This is a genomic window from Bifidobacterium simiarum (assembly GCF_002802905.1).
GTDB lineage: Bacteria > Actinomycetota > Actinomycetes > Actinomycetales > Bifidobacteriaceae > Galliscardovia > Galliscardovia simiarum.
Map to the genome: position 1 here is coordinate 132,145 of NZ_PEBK01000005.1, position 18,612 is coordinate 150,756.

Here is an 18,612-nt window from a genome sequence, read left to right on the forward strand (position 1 = left end):
TTTATAAAGTTTCGATGTGTTTTCGAGATGGCGATCATCGGAATATCGTTGAGTGTTCAGTGATTGTTGACAAAGATCCAGTGCTGTTGCCTGAGGATCGACGCAATGTCGGTATTTGGCATCTCGAAAGTTTCGAAAATCATGATGGGCCGGCGGATGATTCCGGCGGCGTCGACCAAAGGAGGTTGTCATGAACGAATCTACGACGGAATGGAAGGCGGTCGTCACCGACGACGACCAGCCCAAGCTGCCGGTGCGGATCGGATCCGCGCTGGTCATCGGCGTGATCCTATGGCTGGGCGGCTATCTCGGCATCAACGCCGTGCTGCTGCCGGCCAAGGTGGTGGTACTCGATGCGGCGAACAAGACGAACATCATCGCCGTGCTCGCCACCAGCGGCATGATCGTGGCCACGTTCGCCAACATCATCTTCGGCGCGGCCTCCGATCTTACCCGGTCGCGATGGGGACGGCGCACACCGTGGATCGTCGTCGGCTCCGTCGCGTCCGCACTCAGCCTCGTCGTCGTGATGAAGGCCACCAGCGTCGCCGTGCTCGTCGTCTCCTGGTGCGTCTACCAGTTCTTCCTCAACGCCATCGTCGCTCCGCTCATCGCCGTGCTCGCCGACCGCGTGGCTCCCCGTCATCGCGGCACGCTCACCGCGTTCTACGCGTTCGGATCGGCCATCGGCCAGTACGGCGGCCAGCTCGTCGCCGCCCAGTTCCTCGACAAGGTCGACCTCGGCTTCATCGTGCTCATCGTCGCCACCCTACTGTCCGGACCCGTCGCCGCGGTGCTGCTGCGCGAACCGTCCAGCCTGAACATGCCGAAGCAGGAGTTCACCAAGGACATGATCCTCAGCCACTTCTCGCTGCCGGTGCACGGTGCGCGCGACTACTACCTCGCCCTGTTCGGCAAGTTCATGATGCAGTCCGCCTGCTACGCCGTCTCCGGATACCAGCTGTACATCCTCACCGACTACATGAACCAGGACTCCGCCAGCACCTCGCGCTACGTGTCCATCGTCTCGATGTGCATGATGGTCTCCGCCCTCGTCGTCTCCCTGATCGCCGGACCGATCTCCGACAAGATCGGCCGCCGTAAGCCCCCGGTGATCGTGGCCTCCATGCTCATCGCCATCGGCGTGTTCGTGCCGTTCGTCTCCAACGAGCCGTGGACCATCGTGGTCTACGCGGTCATCGCCGGCATCGGCGTCGGTGCCTACAACTCCGTCGATCAGGCGCTGAACGTCGAGGTGCTGCCCGATCCGGCCACCGCGGCCAAGGATCTCGGCATCCTCAACCTCGCGAACACCGGCGGCCAGATCCTCGGCCCCGTCATCGCGGCCATGGTCATCAACGCCGTGGGCTACCACCTCATCTTCCCGATCGCCGCGATCATCGCCATCATCGGCGCCGTACTGATCGGCCTGATCCGATCGGTGAAATAACGCGGCCGACGCCGCATGTCTCATCCGCGCCGAACGCAAACTCAAAACCCAGACAAAGGAGTTCACCATGACCATCACCATCGCCAACCCGGTACTTCCCGGCTTCCACCCCGATCCCTCGATGATCCGAGTGGGGGATACCTACTACATCGCCAGCTCCACCTTCGAATGGTGGCCCGGCGTGCGCATCCACGAATCAAAGGACCTCGCCCACTGGAACTACGTGGGATCCGCCCTCGACCGTGTCTCGCAGCTCGACATGCGGGGCAACCCGTCCTCGGGCGGCATCTGGGCGCCCGATCTTTCCTACGCCGACGGAAGGTTCTGGCTGATCTTCACCGACGTGAAGACCGTCAACGGCGCCTTCAAGGACTGCGTCAACTATCTGGTCACCGCCGACGACATCCGGGGACCGTGGAGCGATCCGATCCGTCTCAACGGCGTGGGCTTCGACGCCAGCCTGTTCCATGACGACGACGGGCGCAAATACCTCGTCCAGCAGACCTGGGACCATCGCGAATACCACCATGCCTTCAACGGCATCACCATCACCGAACTCGACGTGGACACCATGCGGCTCATGCCCGAGACCACGAGAACGCTGTGGGAAGGCACCGACGTGAAGGTGACCGAAGGGCCGCACCTCTACAAGATCAACGGATGGTACTACCTGTTCGCCGCGGAGGGGGGCACCCAGTACGAGCATCAGGAATCCGTGGCCCGATCGCGCACCCTTGACGCGCTCTCCTTCGAAGTGATGCCGAACAATCCGCTGATCGGCAACTACGACGCTCCCGACGGCTACCTGCAGAAGCAGGGGCACGGCGCACTGGTGGATACCCCCGCCGGCGAATGGTACTACGCCTCGCTGTGCGGTCGGCCCTGGCGGCACGAGACCGAACCGTCCCACGGGGTGCGCGGCTGGTGCACGCTGGGACGCGAAACCTCGATCCAGAAGATCGAATGGGACGCCGACGGTTGGCCCTATGTGGTCGGCGGGAGGGCCGGTACCCGGTACGTCCCCGCGCCGAAGGACGCGATCCTCACCGAAGCGCCAGAGGATCACAGCCAGCATGATGAATTCGACGCCGACGTGCTGGGACCGGACTGGAACACCCTGCGCGTGCCGTTCGACGAGCACATGGGCAGGGTCGGCGGCGGGTCGCTGACCCTGCGCGGACAGGGTTCGCTGTGCAACCTGTTCGAGCTGTCGCTGATCGCACGGCGCTGGCAGGCCTTCGACTTCGACGCCGAAACCAAGGTGTCCTTCGATCCGAAGACCTACATGGCCATGGCCGGCCTGACCAACTACTACAGCGATCTGTTCTGGTCGTGGGCGTTCGTCACCTACGACGAACGGCGTCGCACCCGCGTGATCGAAGTGGCGCAGAACGACAACGGCGACTACACCTCGTTCCTCAAGGACGACGCCATCGCCGTGCCCGACGGGGCCGACGTGTGGCTTCGCACCTGCGTGCGCACGTCGACCTACACGTACGAGTACTCCTTCGACGGCGATACCTGGCATGAGATTCCGGTGAAGCTGGATGCCAAGGTGCTCTCCGATGATTACGTGGCCCAGCGCTACGGTGGCTTCTTCACCGGCGGATTCGTCGGACTCGCCGCGGTGGACGTCTCCGGCTATGGCGAGGAGGCCGTGTTCGATCACTTCGACTACCGGGAGCTCGCGTAATCGGTGACCGGTTCGTCGGCGGGCTGGCTCCGGAGCTTCGGCTCCGGAGCCTTTTCAATAGGGCGGGCACTTTCGACGGGATAGGTGTGGCACGGAATGTCGTATTGGTTCGGTTGGGGATTCCGTGGCATGGCGCGTGGGATTGGCCTAGGTGGAATCGTTGGAAAGACAACGATGGTGGTTATGCGATGGAGGGGGATTCTGGCAGGGAAGGGGCATCTCGTCGAAAAACGCTGCTCCGTACCTCGGTTTGGTGGCAGGGAATGGCGGTGATGGGTGATCGTTGCGTTCCGTGCCATGATGCGGGACAGGGAACGGTGATGTGGGGGATTCGTGTTCCCTGCCGTGACGTCCAGACGACGAATGGCCGGCACCTCCATCTTGGGGTGCCGGCCATTCGTCGTTATGTGGTGCTGTATGTATGTCGGTCGGGTGGATTTCCCGTCACCTCATCCGACCGACGGTGTCGGCCACCTTCCCCTCGAGGGGAAGGCAACGAATCGACGGCGTCGGACCGCGCCGCGTTACCTACCGCGCCTCAGCCACGGCGGCGGGCGTAGGCCTCGTATACCTCGGGGGTGGGATCGGCGGACTCGCGGCCCTCGATCGAGATCTCCCATGCGGGCGGTTGGGCGGAGGCGTCGTCTCGCACGGCGAGGATCCATGCGGCCTGACGGGCGGCGCCGATGGCCACGTACTCGTCGGTGGCGGGCAGCGTCACGTCCATGCCGAACACGGCCGGGGCGAGCCTGCGCACGGCAGCGGACTTCGCGCCGCCGCCGATGAGCAGGATGCGGTCGATGCGGGCGCCGAGCGCGCGTACCAGTTCGATGCAGTCCCGCTGCGAGCACAGCAGGCCCTCCACGAAGGCTCGGGCCAGATTCTCGCGGGTGGTGTTCCCCAGCGTCAGTCCCTCCAGACGGGCCGTGTCGTCCGGACGGTTCGGCGTGCGCTCGCCGTCGAAGTAGGGGATCAGCGTGATGCCGCCGGCACCGGGCTCGGAGGCGAAGGCCAGTTCGGCCAGTTCGTCGTAGTCCACGCCGAGGGCGTGACGGCCGGCGTCGAGGATGCGCGAGCCGTTGATGGTGCAGGCCAGCGGCAGGAAGTGGCCGGTGCAGTCGGCGAAGCCGCTGATCGCGCCGGTGAGATCGTACACCGGGTTCTCGGCGATGGCCGCGGCCACGCCGGAGGTGCCGAGCGAAACCGACACGTCGCCCACGCTCATCGACAGGCCGAACGAGGCCATGGCGTTGTCGCCGCCGCCGGGGGCGATCAGGCAGCCGCCCTCCACGTCGCCGCCGGCGATGGCGGGATCGGCTTTCACCGCCGCCGCTTCGGCCGGGGCGAGCACCTTCGGCAGGACCACGTCGTGACGTCCCAGCACCATGTCGAGCAGATCGGTGCGGTATTCGTTGGCGGCGGCGTCGAAGTAGCTGGTGCCCGAGGCGTCGGAGCGGTCGGTGAACAAGGCGTCGAGGTGGGCGTCCTCGCCGTCGGCGACGGGGCCGTATCCGGCGATGCGCCAGCTCAGCCAGTCGTGCGGCAGGCAGATCGCGGCGATGCGCTCGGCGTTCTCGGGTTCGTTCTCGGCCACCCAGGCCACCTTGGTCAGGGTGTAGGAGGCGACGGGGGAGGAGCCCACGGCCTTCACCCAGCGCTGCTTGCCGCGGGCCTCGATCGCGTTCTCGTCGTCGCCGGCCGGCTCGTCGCCCTCGGCCGGGGCCTCGCCGAGACTGCGGATCAGCGCGGCGGCCTGCGGGGCGGATCGGGTGTCGTTCCACAGCAGGGCGTCGCGGATCACCGAGCCGTGCTCGTCGAGCAGCACCATGCCGTGCTGCTGGCCGCCCACGGCGATGGCCTCGACGTCAGCGAGACCGCCGGCCTGTTCGGCGGCTTCGAGGAAGGCCTGCCACCACGCTTCGGGGTTCACGCTGGTGCCTTCGGGGTGCTTGGCCTGGCCGAACCGGACGAGACGGCCGGTGGCCGCGTCGGTGACTCGGACCTTGCAGGACTGGGTGGAGGTGTCGACTCCCGCCACGAGCACGGGTGCGGTCGATGTGGTCATGATGGCTCCTTCGCAATGATCGGGGATGATCGGGGCATCGTTGCCGGTCGGCGTCGATGCGGGTGCTGCCATCCAGTATACTCATTTATTAGATGAAAAAACTAACCGTGGTGTGTTGCTTGCTCGTCGGAGGATGAGCGGGGGCTGAACATGGTGAAAAGTGTTGTATTCTATGGAAAGCAAGTTAGTTAGACGCAATTCCGAACCAAGTGCGAGGCTCCATGGCGGCGCTTCCCGACGGTTCGAAAGGAGCGGACGAAAGGAGTGGACGGATGGCCCGTTCGAGAAGCATCAATCAGGATGATCTGCGCAACCACAATCTTTCGGTGGTGCTCTCGGCGCTGATGCAGTCCACCGTGCCGCTCGGCCGGGCCCAGCTGGCCAAGAGCACCGGCCTGACCAAGGCCACGATGTCGCTGTTGTCCGAGATCCTGCTCAAGAACGACGTGGTGGAGCAGATCCAGCCGTTGCGCGAATCACAGAACGGACGGCCCAGCACGCCGCTGGCGTTCCGATCCGGCAAGTGGGCCGGTCTCGGCATGCAGATCAACACCGACGGCTACGGATACATCGCCGTGGATCTTACCGGCCGGACCATCGGGGAGCGATGGGTGCCGTGCGTGATGGACGACGCCGATCCCGACGAAGTCTTCGCCGCGCTTGACGAACTGGTCCGGCCGGTCGAGGCCGATCTGCGGGACGGGGGGTATCGTCTGGTCGGCACCGGTCTGGCCCTGCCCGGACTGATCACCGCCGACCAGCGGCTGCTCAACGCGCCGAATCTGGGATGGTCGAATATGAGTCTCGACCGGTTCGACGTGGTCAGCCGCCTCGACGCCTTCGCCGACAACGAAGCGAATCTCGCCGCGATCGCCCAGATCCCCGGATACGCCACCAAGCGTCCGGACCGTCCCGGATCGCTTGGGCCTTCGGACTCCTTCCTTTACATCTCCACCGACGTCGGCGTCGGCAGCGCGTTCGTGCGGGCTGGCAACGTGGTGCGGGGGGATCATGGATTCGGTGGGGAGCTGGGCCACGTCTCGGTGGAGATGAACGGCCCGAAATGCCGGTGCGGCCGCAACGGATGCCTGGAGATGTACGCCGGACGCCGGGAGCTGGTGAAGACCGCGGGGATCGCGGAGGGCGACGCCGCGGCCCGCAGCGAATACGTGGACGAGCTGTATGCCCGTTGGCGCGGCGGCGACACCAAGGCCGTGCTAGCCATCGATCAGGCCCTCACCGCCATGGCGTCGGTGGCGGCCTCAGCCATCAACATCCTCGACGTGGACACGATCGTGCTTGGCGGATTCTGGTCGGGATTCCAGGAGGACATCTGCACGCGGCTCAGGATGCGCATCACCCCGCAGGTGTTGGCCCGCTACGTGCTCGACGTGAAGGTACTGGCCTGCCGGAGCATGGAGCATCCGGCGCTCTACGGCGCGGCCCTCACCGGTCTGCGCCGTCTGGTCGATCATCCGGTCGACTATCTGGAGATCTGACCGGGATATCCGATCCGGATGATCCGGACGGTCCGGCTACCGCAGTTCGAACAGATCCCAGTGATCGGCGAGGAAGCCGTTGACCGCCGGCACGGAACCGATGCCGTATCCCACGATCGAGGCGATGATGACGGCCCATGAGGCGGTGCCGCTGTGCATGACGTAGGTGACGGCGAGCATCACGATGAACACCATGGTGAGCACCACGGCGACCGTCATCTGCACGCGATCCATGACGGAGGCGGATCGGGGCATGGCACCCAGCATCACGCCGATGATGACGGCGATGACGGACAGCAGAACGATAACGAAAACGGGCATGCCGTCCATTGTCGCCGGGCCCTGTGACAGGGCTGCGGCGGCGGGCGGCATGCCCGTCGATAGCGCCGTGGTGCTACTGCGAATGCCGTGAACTACTACGGCTTGGCGATCCTCCGCTCGTCGGCCGGCGGGTTCTCCTCGGTGGAGAACAGCGCGCGGCCATCGCCGTTGGCGCGGAACTCACGCACGTAGCCCATGCGCTCCACCGTGGTGGCGGCCAGCGGCTGCGGCAGGTCGTCGGGGGAGAACCATCCCACGTTCAGGCTCTCGTCGTCACCGACGAACGGCTTCGCATTGCCGCCGGGGGCGAGCCGGCAGACGAACAGGTGATCCATGTACATGGCCTGATCGCCGTTGGCGTACGTGAGCATGTCGGGGGAGGACTTGACCGAGACCAGCTCCGTGGGCACGCAGTCCACGCCGGTCTCCTCCTTCACTTCGCGGATCACCGTGACGGCCGGCTCCTCGCCCGGCTCGTTGATGCCGTAGACCATCGCCCACTCGCCGGTGTCGGATCGCCTGCCGAGCAGCACGCGGCCGTCGGCGTCCTCCACGTAGGCGGAAACGCCGATCAGCCACAGCGGATCGTGGCCGATCTTCTTCCTCAGATCGAGGATGAACTGCGGGGTCGTCATCTCACTCGGCCTTTCCGGCCTTCGCCGCCTGCTCGGCCATCCAGGCCTCGACGTCGTCGGGCTGCTTCGGAATGGCCTTGCTGATCCACTCCGGACCGTTCTCGGTCATCAGCACGTCGTCCTCGATGCGGATGCCGATGCCGCGGTACTCCGGCGGCACCAGCAGATCGTTCTCCTTGAAGTAGAGTCCCGGCTCGATGGTGAACGTGATGCCCGGGGTGATCGGACGCTCCTGATACGACTCGAAGCGGGCCTGCGCGCAGTCATGCACGTCGAGGCCGAGATGATGCGCCACGCCGCAGGCCAGCCAACGGCGGTGCTGCTGGCCCTCGGGGGAGAGCGACTCCTCCACGCTCACCGGCAGGATGCCGAACTCGTGCAGCGACTCGGCGATCGAACGCATCACCGCGTCATGGATGTGGTGGTAGGTGACTCCCGGCTTGGCCGCGTCGAAACCGGCCTGCTGGGCCTTGAGCACCGCTTCGTACAGGCGGCGCTGGAACGGCGTGAACTTGCCGTTGGTCGGGAACGTACGGGTGATGTCGGCCGTGTACAGGCTGTTGACCTCCACGCCGGCGTCGATGAGCAGCAGTTCGCCGCTGTCGATGCTGCCGGTGTTGCGCACCCAGTGCAGGGTGGCGGCGTGCGCGCCGGAGGCCACGATCGTCTCATAGCCCTCGTCGTTGCCCTCCTCGCGGGCGTTGGCGTTGAAGGCGCCCTCGAGGATGCGCTCGCTGCGCGGCTTGTCGAGCGCGCGCGGCAGGGCGGCGAGCATGCGGTCGAATCCGCGGTGCGTGGCGGCCACGGCCTTGCGGATCTCGCCCACCTCGTACTCGTCCTTGACCATGCGGGCCTCGGCGGCGAACTCGTGCAGACGGTCGTCCGCGGCGCGGTTGCGGTCCGGATCGTCCCAGCCGTTCTGCTCGCGGATGGTCTCCACCTCGCCGGTGATCTCGGGATCGGCCTCGCGGATCACGCGCAGCTGCACGGCACCGTTCTCCGGGCCGACGTCCTTGCTCAGCGCGTCGTCGAGCTGGGAGATGTCGCGGGTCTCCAGTCCGGTCATCGTCCTGAACTCGGCCAGACCCGGACGGGCGCCCACCCAGTATTCGCCGTAGCCGGAACGGTAGTAGTCCTCGGTGTTCTGATCGGCGCGGGGACGCAGGTACAGCGTGGCGGTGTGCGTCTTGCCGGCCTTGGCCTCCGGGGAGTCGGGGGCGACCGGGTCGAGCACCAGCACGGCGCCGGCCTCGTAGTCCTCGCCCAGTCCCGTGTAATAGGCGAACGAGGTGTCGGCGCGGAACGCGTAGTCGCAGTCGTTGTTGCGGGCCTTGGGCTGGCCGGCCGGCAGCACGATGCGGCTGTCGGGGAAGCGCCTGCCCAGCGCCTCGAGACGGGCCGGAATGTACTTGCTGGATTCCAGCGGAGCCACGCCGGGATCCACGGCGCCCCAGCCTTCGGTCATGAACGCCTTGAACGATTCGGACTTCGGGGAGAGCGTGCGGTTCGTCACGCGCTCGCCCACCGCCTGCGCGGTCAGCTCCTCCTCGTCGGCCTCGTATCGCTTCGCCGCCTGTGTCTTGCGTGCTTCGTCGTCTGCCGACACCATGAGCTCCTTTCATGAGAACAGTCAGTAACCTCTGCTCATTGTAGGACCCGTATGCTGGTCTGACCGTTCACAAAGACGTCATTTTCCGGTTCGTCGTAAACACTGCGCCCGACTCGTCGGCGGTTGGTTCGTCGCTCACCGACCCTTGGGGTGGCCGGACCGGCCGGACTTCTCAGTCATAGTTGGGGATGACCATCATCTCAGGCTGTATATAGCAACTGATGAGGGTTCCGGTAATTCGGTCCATGTCGTCGGTGTCGAGTCGGCCGATTCTGACGGGATTGCGCTCCGTGAGATCCAGTGCGCGAATCTGTTCGACCTGCGCGTAGCCGTCGATCTGTCCGTTGCCGTCGGTGCGTTGAACCGTCGAGATGGGCAGATGCAGTTCGAAATCGCCGCGGCCATGGGAAATCGCGATGACGACGGTCAGGCTGCAGTGGCGATTGAAGTCATCGTTGCTCACGACGACGACGGGGCGTCGTTTCCTTTGCTCATGACCCTTGGCGGGATCGAGGTCGACGAGAATCACGTCGCCGTATCGCCATGCGGTCACAATTCCTCCTCGCCCACTGCGGGACCGGAGAGCTCTTCGGTCGCATGGTATTCCTCGGTCCGGTTGCGGAATACGTCGGCGAGACGCGGAACCCGAATGACCCTGACGTCGGTATGAATCGGTCGGAGCACGATGGCACCGTCCCTGACGGTCGCCTCGATGCGGGATCCGTCGGTCATGCCGACCTGTTCGCGCAGGTCCTTGGGCAAACGCACGGCTTGGGCGTTGCCCCATTTGCTCAATGTCAGTGTGGCCATATTCGTTACCTTGCCCTGTCGATGGAATGATCGATGGAATGTATATCTAAGTATATACATTATGGGGGAAGGTGACGCTGACAGCGTACGGTCACGGCGGGCGCCTAGAATGCTACGAGCATTTGTTGGTTTCCGTTGGCAAGACCCTAAGGGGCATGAAGGCGAAGTATGTCTTTCGAACATCCGAACACGGCAGGTAGGACCCTCGACGAGGTGTATCGCACGATCATGGGGCGCGCCCCCGAACACGACTTCGATCCGAAGATCGATCGCATGGCCACGATCATGGACATGCTGGGCAATCCGCAGCAGTCGTTCCGCGTGGTGCACATCACCGGTACCAACGGCAAGGGCTCCACGGCCCGCATGGTCGAATCGATCTGCCGCCACTACGGTCTGCGCACCGGCCTGTACACCTCGCCGCATGTGGAGAAGGTGACCGAGCGCATCCGCATCGACGGCCAGCAGCTCTCCGACGACGAGTTCGTCGACATCTGGGATCAGGTCAAGGATTTCATCGATCTGCTCGACGCGAAGTCCGCCGAGGTGGGCGATCCGAAGATGAGCTTCTTCGAGGTGCTCACCACCATGGCGTTCTGGGCGTTCGCCGACGCCCCCGTGGACGTGGCCGTGGTCGAGGTCGGCATGGGCGGGCTCTGGGACGCCACCAACGTGCTCGACGGCGACGCCTCGATCATCGGTCCGGTGGACATGGACCACATGCAGTGGCTGGGCGACACCGTGGAGCAGATCGCCGAGCAGAAGGCCGGCATCATCAAGTCGAACTCCACCGTGATCGTCGGTCCGCAGCCGCACGCCGAGGCGGTGCTGCCGATCATCGAACGCACCGTGCAGGAGAAGCACGCGCAGGGACTGGTGCGCGACGGCGAGGAGATGGAGGTCGTCTCCCGACAGCCCGCGGTCGGCGGACAGATCGCCACGCTGCGCACCCCCAACGGCCTGTACGAGGACGTGCCGATCTCCATGTTCGGCGAGCACCAGGCGCATAACGCGCTGGCCGCGCTGGCCGCGGCCGAAGTGGTCGTGCCGGTCAACGGCCCGCTCGACGGCGACGTGGTGGCCGAATCCCTCAGCTCCGTCAAGGTGCCCGGTCGCATCGAGGTGGTCCGCACCTCGCCGACGATCATCGTCGACGGCGGCCACAACCTCAACGCCGTGACCGCCCTGCGCGACGCCATCGAGGAGAACTTCGACTTCCAGCAGCTCGTCGGCGTGGTCTCGATGATGAAGGACAAGGACGTCGAGGAGGTGCTCGGCCTGCTCGAACCGATGCTGGAGACCATCGTCGTGACCGAGAACTCGTGGAAGAACCGCGTGATGCCGGCCGAGGATCTGGAACGGCTCGCCATCGAGGTGTTCGGCGAGGATCGCGTGATCCGCAAGGACTACCTGCCCGACGCCATCCAGACCGCCGTGGATCTGGTCGACTCCGCCGACGACACCGGTGTGGGCTACGGCCACGGCGTGCTGGTGTGCGGCAGCTTCGTCACTGCCGGAGACGCCCGTCTGCTGCTCAAGGAGCGGATGAACGAGGATCTGAAGAAGCCGAAGGCCGAGCGCGTGAGCGCCGACGGCGACGCGGACGCCGCCTGATCGGCATCGTCTGATCGACGTCGTCTGATTGACCCGGCTCGGTCGGCATGTCCGATCGGGCCGCTTGCGGGCATCCGACTCCCCAACACCCGCCTCCGACCTCCACCCCGACCCACGACACCCCCAACCTCTTATCTATGTATCTCAAGGAACTCACCCTCAAAGGCTTCAAATCCTTCGCCTCGGCCACCACATTGCGATTCGAGCCCGGCATCACCGCGGTGGTCGGTCCCAACGGTTCGGGCAAATCCAACATCGTGGACGCCTTGGCCTGGGTGATGGGCGAGCAGGGCGCCCGTAACCTGCGCGGTACCTCCATGGAGGACGTGATCTTCGCGGGCACCTCGTCGCGTCCGGCGCTCGGCCGCGCCCAGGTGAGCCTGACCATCGACAACACCGACCGTGCGCTCGACATCGACTACACGGAGGTCACGATCAGCCGCACGCTGTTCCGCAACGGCGGCTCGCAATACGCGATCAACGGTTCGCCGTGCCGTCTGCTCGACATCCAGGAACTGCTCAGCGACACCGGGCTCGGCTCGCAGATGCACGTCATCGTGGGGCAGGGACAGCTCGACCGGATCCTGCACGCCGACCCGGCCGGCCACCGCGCGTTCATCGAGGAAGCCGCCGGCATCATCAAGCACCGCCGGCGCAAGGAACGCGCCCTGCGCAAGCTCGCCGCCACCGAACGCAACCTCACGCGCCTCGACGACCTGCTCGGCGAAATCCACCGGCAGCTCGGGCCCCTCGGCCGTCAGGCGCGCATCAGCCGCCGGGCCGACGGCATCCATGTGATCATGCGCGACGCGCAGGCGCGACTGCACGCCGACGACGCGACGCGGCTCATCAACCGACGCACGCAGGTGAGGGAGGAGCTGACCGGCGTGCGGAGCGAACTGACGTCGGCGCAGCGCGAACTCGCCGACGTGAAGATCCAGATCGAACGGGCGGAGGAACAGTCGCGGCGCACGAGTCCGGCCATCGCGAGGCTTGACGAGACCTGGCATGAGATGAGCCAGTTGCAGGAACGATTCTCGGCGCTCGCCTCGCTGGCCGGGGAGCGTCGACGTTCGCTGCTCTCGCGGATCGTGACGGACACGGGACAGGACCCCGACCTACTGCTCGCCCGCGCCGACGAGCTGGCCGGGCAGGCCCGTGAACAGCACCGAACGACCGCCGAAGCGAAGACGACGCTGGACGAGGTCACCCGGCAGCGGGCCGACGAGGAGCGGCGCCTCGCCTCGCTGCGGCACACCGCCGCCGAACTGCGGGACAGCGCCCGCAAACGCGAGACGCAGGTGGCCGAGCTCAATGCCATGATCGCCCGCGAGGAAGCCCTGGAACTGGCCTGCCGCACTCGCCGGCAGGACGCCGAGACCCAGCATGCGGTGCTGATCGCCCAGCTGGACGACGCGAAGCGCATCCGTCAGGAGCTGGAGCAGGAGGCGGCCGGACACGTCGACGCCGATGACGAAGCCCTGACCGCGGCGTTGAAGGAGCAGGACGACGCCAAGGCCGTGGTTTCGGCGCTTGCGGAGCGTAGCCGGGCGATCGAGACGCGCATCGTGGCCCTGCAGGCGAAGGCCGATGCGCTCGCCGACACGCTGGAGTCACGCAGCGCCTCCGACGAGCTGGCCCGAACCGACGAGGCCGGGGTGCTCGGCCGTCTCGCCGAATTCGTGCAGGTGCGCGACGGATGGGATCAGGCCGTGGCCCGCGCGCTGGGAGCCTACGCCGAGGCGCTGGTCGTGCCGTCCGGACAGCATCTTCTGCACGCCCTGGAACTGGCCCGTGAACGGCATCTGGGCAAGGCCGTGCTGCTCAGCGCCGGCACCGATGCGACCCCGATCGCCGACAAAGCTGATACCGCCGCCGAAGCCGACATCCTCGACGAGGACCGGTGCGCCGCCTCGCTGATCCGGATCGCCGACGGCGCGGACGGTACCGACGGTACTGCCGCCCATGCCAATGCCATCGCAGGGAACACCGACCGGTCAATGGCCGAGGCCGTGGTCCGGTCGGTCCGTGCCCTGCTCGCCGACACGGCGATCGCACACAGTGCCGAGGAGGCCCAGCGGCTTACGGCGGACGGCCCCTGGCGCCGGGCGGTGACGGCGTCGGGCGAACTGTTCTGCGCCGGCGTGGCGGCCTCGGGCGGCTCGGCCCTCGTCCAGAGCGACCTGTCCCTGACCGCCCGGCGACAGCGGACCATGGAGGAGACGGCCCGTCTGCGCACAGAACTCGATGACGTGAACCGTCAGCTGCAGAAGGCGCGACGGACGGCGGAGGACGCCGCGGACCGGGTCCAGCGGGAGCGGACCGAAGCCACCGAGCGCCGGATGCGCGCCGAGCGGGCTGAAGCGGCCCTGCGCGACGCCGCGGCACGGGTGGACGGGCTCACCGGCCAGATCGACGCCCTCGAAGGCCGGATCCGCGACATCGACGAGGAACGTGCCGAACATCGGACGACGCTCGACGATCTGCACGACACCATGACGCAGGCCGAACGCCACGATCAGGACGGCATCGACTTCGACGAGCTTGCCGCCCGCGAGCAGGAGACGGAATCGGCGCTCGCCGCCGCCCGTGACCGGGAGGTTAACGCCAGACTGCAATGGACGGAATCGACCCGGACCGAGCAATCGCTGGAACGGCAGATCGCCATGCTGCGGGACAACGCCCGACAGGCCGCATTGCATCGCGAGCGGATCAGGGAACGCAACGCCCGCTATGAGGCGCAGGCGAAGACGGCCCTGACGATCGCCGACGCCGCCCGTCTGGCGGCGGATGATCTGTCACGGCGCATCAATGAGGTGGAATCCCGCCGCGCCGACGAGCGTCGGGCCGCTTCCGCGCACGGCGAGAACCTCGCCCGGCTGCGGGGACGGCGAAGCGAGATCGAACCGATTCTGGCCGCGTTGCGGGAACGCGAGCATACGCTGGACCTCGAGCGAGAACGACTGGCCGCATCCTACGATCAGCTGTCGCGCAGGATCTCCGACGATCTGGGCATGACCTGCGACGAGGTCATCGGCGGATACGGTCCCGCGCTGCCCGTGCCCGTGCTGGACGACAACGGCATGCCGGTGCCGCTTTCGGACGAGGCGGGGAACGACGACGAGCCCGAATACCGGACGGTGCCTTATGACCGTGCCGAACAGGCCGCCCGGCTGGACAAGGCGAAGCGGGATCTGGCCAGACTCGGCAAGGTCAATCCGCTGGCCACCGAGGAGTTCGAGGCCCTGCAGTCGCGCAACCGGTATCTCAACGATCAGCGGGCCGACGTGGCGAAATCACGCGAGGATCTGCTCACCCTGATCAGGCGGCTCGACGCCACGATGGTCGACGTGTTCCGTCGGGCGTTCGACGACACCGCCGCCGCGTTCGAAACCATGTTCGGCGTGCTGTTCCCCGGCGGACAGGGGTCGCTGGTGCTCGAGAACCCGGACGATCCGCTCGCCTCGGGCGTGCTGGTGCGGGCCCGCCCGGCCGGCAAGCGTGTGCGCCGGCTCAGTCTGCTCTCCGGCGGCGAACGCTCGCTGACCGCGCTGGCGTTCCTATTGGCGATCTTCACCGCCCGGCCCAGTCCGTTCTACGTGATGGACGAGGTGGAGGCCGCGCTGGACGACGTGAACCTGACCCGCCTGCTCGGGGCGTTCGAGCGTCTGCGCGAGCACGCCCAGCTCATCGTCATCACCCATCAGCAGCGCACGATGAGCATCGCCGACGCCCTGTATGGCGTGACCATGCGGGCCGACGGCGTCACCGCGGTGCTCAGCCAGCGGCTGGCCGACCGTCCGGGAGTCGATCGTCCGGCTTCCGGCGATCAGACCGGTGATTCCGACGGCGATCCCGCCGGTGATTCCGACGGTGGCCGTACCGGCGATCCGCCCGTCTGACGCGCCGACCCCCGACCGGCGTCATGCCGGCGGTTACAGTGGAGACGGGACGCGGTTCGGACCGACGAGGGTCCTCCGCCGCGTCGCCGTCATCATCCGTACCGACCATCCGTACGGATTCGCCACGGAAGGGGTGATCGAGATGTCCAGCGCGTTCGCCAAGGACATGTGGCGCACCGTCGGCCACGGGTGGAAACGCTTCGTCTCCATCATGATCATCACCGCATTGGGCGTGACCATGGCCACCGGGCTGAAGGCCTCCTGCGTGGATCTGCGCCGCAGTGCGGACCTGTTCTTCGACGGGCAGGATCTGTACGACGTCTCCGTGGTCTCCACGCTGGGTCTGACCGACGACGACGTCTCCGCGATCGGCCGGGACGTGGACGGGGTCGATCACGCGGTCGGCGTCTACGGCGAGGAGGTCGCCATCGACGTCGACGGCGGGCGATCCAAGGCGAACGTGACCGCCTTGGACGACGGCAACATGGACGAGCCGCTGGTGACCGACGGGCGTCTGCCCCGCACCGCCGACGAAGCGGTGACCACGGACAGGTATCTCAAGGACTCCGGGTCGCGGATCGGCGACACGGTGACCTTCGGCGATCCGATCGCCTCCGACGACGACATCTTCGCCCGGCATCCGTATACGATCGTCGGCACGGTGATCGATCCGGCCGACATCAACAACGCCGAGGGAGCCACCGCGTTCCGCGACAACGCCTCGTCGGCCGACTACGATTTCTTCGTCGCCCGGTCCGCGGTGAACGATTCCGCGAAGGGCGTCTACACCGCCATCCATCTCACGGTCCGGGGAGCGAAGGACGAACAGGCGTACGGCACCGCCTACACGGCGCTGATCGACCGGATGAAGACCCGTCTCGCCGGCATCCAGGACGATCGCGAACAGGCCCGCACCAAGCAGATCAGGGACGAGGCGGACGCCGACATCGATGCCGAGGAAACCAAGGCGAACCGGGAGATCGCCGACGCTCAGGCCAAGCTCGACGACGCTCAGGCCAAGCTCGACGGGCAACGCACTCTGCTCGACGGTCAGGCGGCGCAGCTCGAATCGGCCATGGGCGGCCTCACCGTGGATCAGGCCGCGGCCGCGGGCGTGGACGCCGCCGTACGGCTGCGCGACGCGCGCAACCAGCTCGACGAGGCCCAGCGGACGCTTGACGGACAGCGCCGGGAATTCGCGGCCAACCGAGACGACGCCCGGAACCGCATCGCCCGGGCCCGGCAGAAGGTCGACGACATCGAACCCGCGCAATGGTATGTGCGCGACCGCACCGCATTGGGCGGATACGCCAGCATCGACAGCGACGCCAAATCCATCGAGGCCATCGGTACGGCGTTCCCCATCCTGTTCCTGCTCGTCGCCATGTTGATCAGCCTCACCGCCATCACCCGCATGGTGGAGGAGGAGCGCGGCCTCATCGGCACGTACAAGGCGCTCGGATACCGCAAACGGGAGATCCTGCGCAAATACGTGGTCTACGCCGGACTCGCCTGTCTGCTGGGCGGGATCCTGGGAGACCTGTTCGGCTTCGTTGCCCTGCCGAAGATCATCTTCACGATCTTCGAGACCATGTATCTGCTGCCGGCGTTCACCCTGCACTTCGACTGGGTGTACGGGCTCGGTGCGGTGGCGCTGTTCGTCATGGTGGTCGTCGGATCCGCCGTCTGGGCGTGCCGGGGCGAACTGCGGCTCACCCCGGCCGCCCTCATGCGTCCCAAGGCGCCGAAGGCGGGACGGAAGATCCTGCTGGAGCGGGTGCGTCCGATCTGGAACCACATGTCGTTCCTCGGCAAGGTGACCGCCCGCAACCTGTTCCGCTACAAGTCGCGCGCCCTGATGACCATCTGCGGCATCGCCGGCTGCACGATGCTGCTGATGTGCGGATTCGCGATCAGGGATTCGGTCGTGGCACTCTCGCCCAACCAGTACGGCGGCGTCACCGCCTACGATCTCATGGCCGTCACCTCGCAGGACGACCATGCCAAGGCGATGAAGGCCCTGAAGGCCGACGACGAGGTGAGGGACGTGCTCGGCGTACGGATCGACTCGGCCACGTTGTCGTCCGCCGGGGCGGGCTCCGATTCGTCCGCTGATTCGTCCGCTGATTCGGCCTCCGGGCGTGAGGAGAACGTGCAGCTCGTCGTCGTGCCCGACGGCGCGGACCTCGGCGACTACATCCACCTGCGCGAGGCGCAAAGCGACTGGAGCGCGGCCCTGGGAGGCGGCGCCACGGTACGGCTGACGGACGACGGCGTGGCGATCACCAAGAACGCGCAGCAGATGCTCGGCCTCGACGTCGGCGGCGTCGCGCACATCAAGGACTCCGCACTGCACGGCGCGAACGCCACGGTGGACGCGGTCGTGGAGAACTATCTGGGCAATTCCGTGTTCATGACCCAGCGGCTCTACGAACGGCTGTACGGCGACTACCACGCCAACGCCATGCTGGCGCACCTCGACGGCGACTCGGCGGCGCAGATCCGGTTCTGCGACTCCCTCGCCCGCGACGACGCCTACCTTTCCGTCACATCCACCGCCGAACTGGTCCGCGACTTCACCAAGAACTTCACGTTGATCAACACCGTGGTCTACGTATTGCTCGTCCTCGCCGGGGCGCTCGCCTTCGTGGTGCTGTTCACGCTGTCCACCACCAACATCTCCGAACGCGAACGCGAGCTCGCCACCATCAAGGTGCTGGGATTCAACCGCCGCGAGGTGCGTCGCTACGTGAACCGGGAGATGATCATCCTCACGCTCATCGGCGTGGCGGTGGGGCTGCCGCTCGGCCGGCTCGCGGGGGAGGGGCTGACCATGGTGCTGCGCATGCCGAGCATCTACTTCGCCGTGTACGTGCAGTGGCCCAGCTACGTGATCTCCGGCGCGCTGTCGCTGGCGTTCGCGCTGCTCGTCACCCTCGCCACGAACCGGATGCTCGACCGCATCGACATGGTGGGCGCGCTGAAAAGCCCGGAGTGACGCCGCTCCGTGATGC

12 protein-coding genes are annotated in these 18,612 nt (G+C 66.4%); 6 read left to right on the forward strand and 6 right to left on the reverse strand.

The genetic code is table 11. The annotated features are described in order from the left end of the window. The first annotated feature begins 190 nt into the window (after window positions 1-190). Together CSQ87_RS06175 and CSQ87_RS06180 are read left to right on the forward strand one after the other, a co-directional pair. A complete protein-coding gene (locus CSQ87_RS06175; protein WP_100513000.1) occupies window positions 191-1,450 on the forward strand; it encodes an MFS transporter in 1,260 nt (419 codons plus the stop codon). 73 nt (window positions 1,451-1,523) lie between these two features. Continuing rightward, window positions 1,524-3,143: a glycoside hydrolase family 43 protein gene (locus CSQ87_RS06180; protein ID WP_100513110.1), complete on the forward strand. Its 1,620-nt coding sequence runs from the start codon at window positions 1,524-1,526 to the stop codon at window positions 3,141-3,143. Window positions 3,144-3,681: 538 nt separating this feature from the next. Here the strand turns inward: CSQ87_RS06180 and CSQ87_RS06185 are convergent. Next, window positions 3,682-5,208, reverse strand: a complete 1,527-nt coding sequence (locus CSQ87_RS06185; RefSeq protein ID WP_100513111.1) for a xylulokinase — start codon at window positions 5,206-5,208, stop codon at window positions 3,682-3,684. A gap of 272 nt (window positions 5,209-5,480) precedes the next feature. On the opposite strand from CSQ87_RS06185, the gene CSQ87_RS06190 reads away from it, so the two are divergent. Beyond that, a complete protein-coding gene (locus CSQ87_RS06190) occupies window positions 5,481-6,707 on the forward strand; it encodes an ROK family protein (RefSeq protein WP_100513001.1) in 1,227 nt (408 codons plus the stop codon). A 36-nt stretch (window positions 6,708-6,743) separates the two neighbouring features. On the opposite strand, the gene CSQ87_RS06195 is transcribed toward CSQ87_RS06190, so the two are convergent. From CSQ87_RS06195 to CSQ87_RS06215, 5 genes are all read right to left on the reverse strand, one after another. Continuing rightward, a complete protein-coding gene (locus tag CSQ87_RS06195) occupies window positions 6,744-7,028 on the reverse strand; it encodes a hypothetical protein (RefSeq protein ID WP_100513002.1) in 285 nt (94 codons plus the stop codon). Between the two features lie 95 nt (window positions 7,029-7,123). Continuing rightward, the gene (locus tag CSQ87_RS06200) at window positions 7,124-7,663 is read right to left on the reverse strand and encodes an NUDIX hydrolase (protein ID WP_100513003.1); all 540 of its coding nucleotides are present in this window, start codon (window positions 7,661-7,663) and stop codon (window positions 7,124-7,126) included. Between the two features lies 1 nt (window position 7,664). Continuing rightward, window positions 7,665-9,272 (reverse strand): aminopeptidase P family protein, encoded by a 1,608-nt coding sequence (locus CSQ87_RS06205; RefSeq protein WP_100513004.1) that lies wholly within the window; start codon window positions 9,270-9,272, stop codon window positions 7,665-7,667. Window positions 9,273-9,444: 172 nt separating this feature from the next. Continuing rightward, window positions 9,445-9,825: a type II toxin-antitoxin system PemK/MazF family toxin gene (locus CSQ87_RS06210; protein WP_100513005.1), complete on the reverse strand. Its 381-nt coding sequence runs from the start codon at window positions 9,823-9,825 to the stop codon at window positions 9,445-9,447. After that, window positions 9,822-10,082, reverse strand: coding sequence for an AbrB/MazE/SpoVT family DNA-binding domain-containing protein (locus tag CSQ87_RS06215; RefSeq protein ID WP_100513006.1), 261 nt, complete (start codon window positions 10,080-10,082; stop codon window positions 9,822-9,824). Before CSQ87_RS06215 ends, CSQ87_RS06210 begins: the two co-directional genes overlap by 4 nt. Before the next feature lie 168 nt (window positions 10,083-10,250). On the opposite strand from CSQ87_RS06215, the gene CSQ87_RS06220 reads away from it, so the two are divergent. The 3 genes from CSQ87_RS06220 to CSQ87_RS06230 all read left to right on the forward strand — a co-directional run bounded on the left by CSQ87_RS06220 (window position 10,251) and on the right by CSQ87_RS06230 (window position 18,596). Next, entirely contained in the window at window positions 10,251-11,696 is a 1,446-nt protein-coding gene (locus CSQ87_RS06220; RefSeq protein ID WP_100513007.1) for a bifunctional folylpolyglutamate synthase/dihydrofolate synthase, read from the forward strand. A 137-nt stretch (window positions 11,697-11,833) separates the two neighbouring features. Next, entirely contained in the window at window positions 11,834-15,598 is a 3,765-nt protein-coding gene (gene smc / locus CSQ87_RS06225) for a chromosome segregation protein SMC (RefSeq protein WP_100513008.1), read from the forward strand. Next, complete coding sequence (locus tag CSQ87_RS06230) at window positions 15,558-18,596, forward strand: FtsX-like permease family protein (RefSeq protein WP_207761110.1); 3,039 nt, start codon at window positions 15,558-15,560, stop codon at window positions 18,594-18,596. Before smc ends, CSQ87_RS06230 begins: the two co-directional genes overlap by 41 nt. The last annotated feature ends 16 nt before the right edge of the window (window positions 18,597-18,612 follow it).

Bases quoted from the DNA above. Each gene is read 5' to 3' on its own strand.
- CSQ87_RS06175 (WP_100513000.1), top strand. From the start codon at position 191: ATGAACGAATCTACGACGGAATGGAAGGCGGTCGTCACCGACGACGAC.
- CSQ87_RS06185 (WP_100513111.1), bottom strand. From the start codon at position 5,208: ATGACCACATCGACCGCACCCGTGCTCGTGGCGGGAGTCGACACCTCC.
- CSQ87_RS06190 (WP_100513001.1), top strand. From the start codon at position 5,481: ATGGCCCGTTCGAGAAGCATCAATCAGGATGATCTGCGCAACCACAAT.
- CSQ87_RS06195 (WP_100513002.1), bottom strand. From the start codon at position 7,028: ATGCCCGTTTTCGTTATCGTTCTGCTGTCCGTCATCGCCGTCATCATC.
- CSQ87_RS06200 (WP_100513003.1), bottom strand. From the start codon at position 7,663: ATGACGACCCCGCAGTTCATCCTCGATCTGAGGAAGAAGATCGGCCAC.
- CSQ87_RS06205 (WP_100513004.1), bottom strand. From the start codon at position 9,272: ATGGTGTCGGCAGACGACGAAGCACGCAAGACACAGGCGGCGAAGCGA.
- CSQ87_RS06215 (WP_100513006.1), bottom strand. From the start codon at position 10,082: ATGGCCACACTGACATTGAGCAAATGGGGCAACGCCCAAGCCGTGCGT.
- CSQ87_RS06220 (WP_100513007.1), top strand. From the start codon at position 10,251: ATGTCTTTCGAACATCCGAACACGGCAGGTAGGACCCTCGACGAGGTG.
- smc (WP_100513008.1), top strand. From the start codon at position 11,834: ATGTATCTCAAGGAACTCACCCTCAAAGGCTTCAAATCCTTCGCCTCG.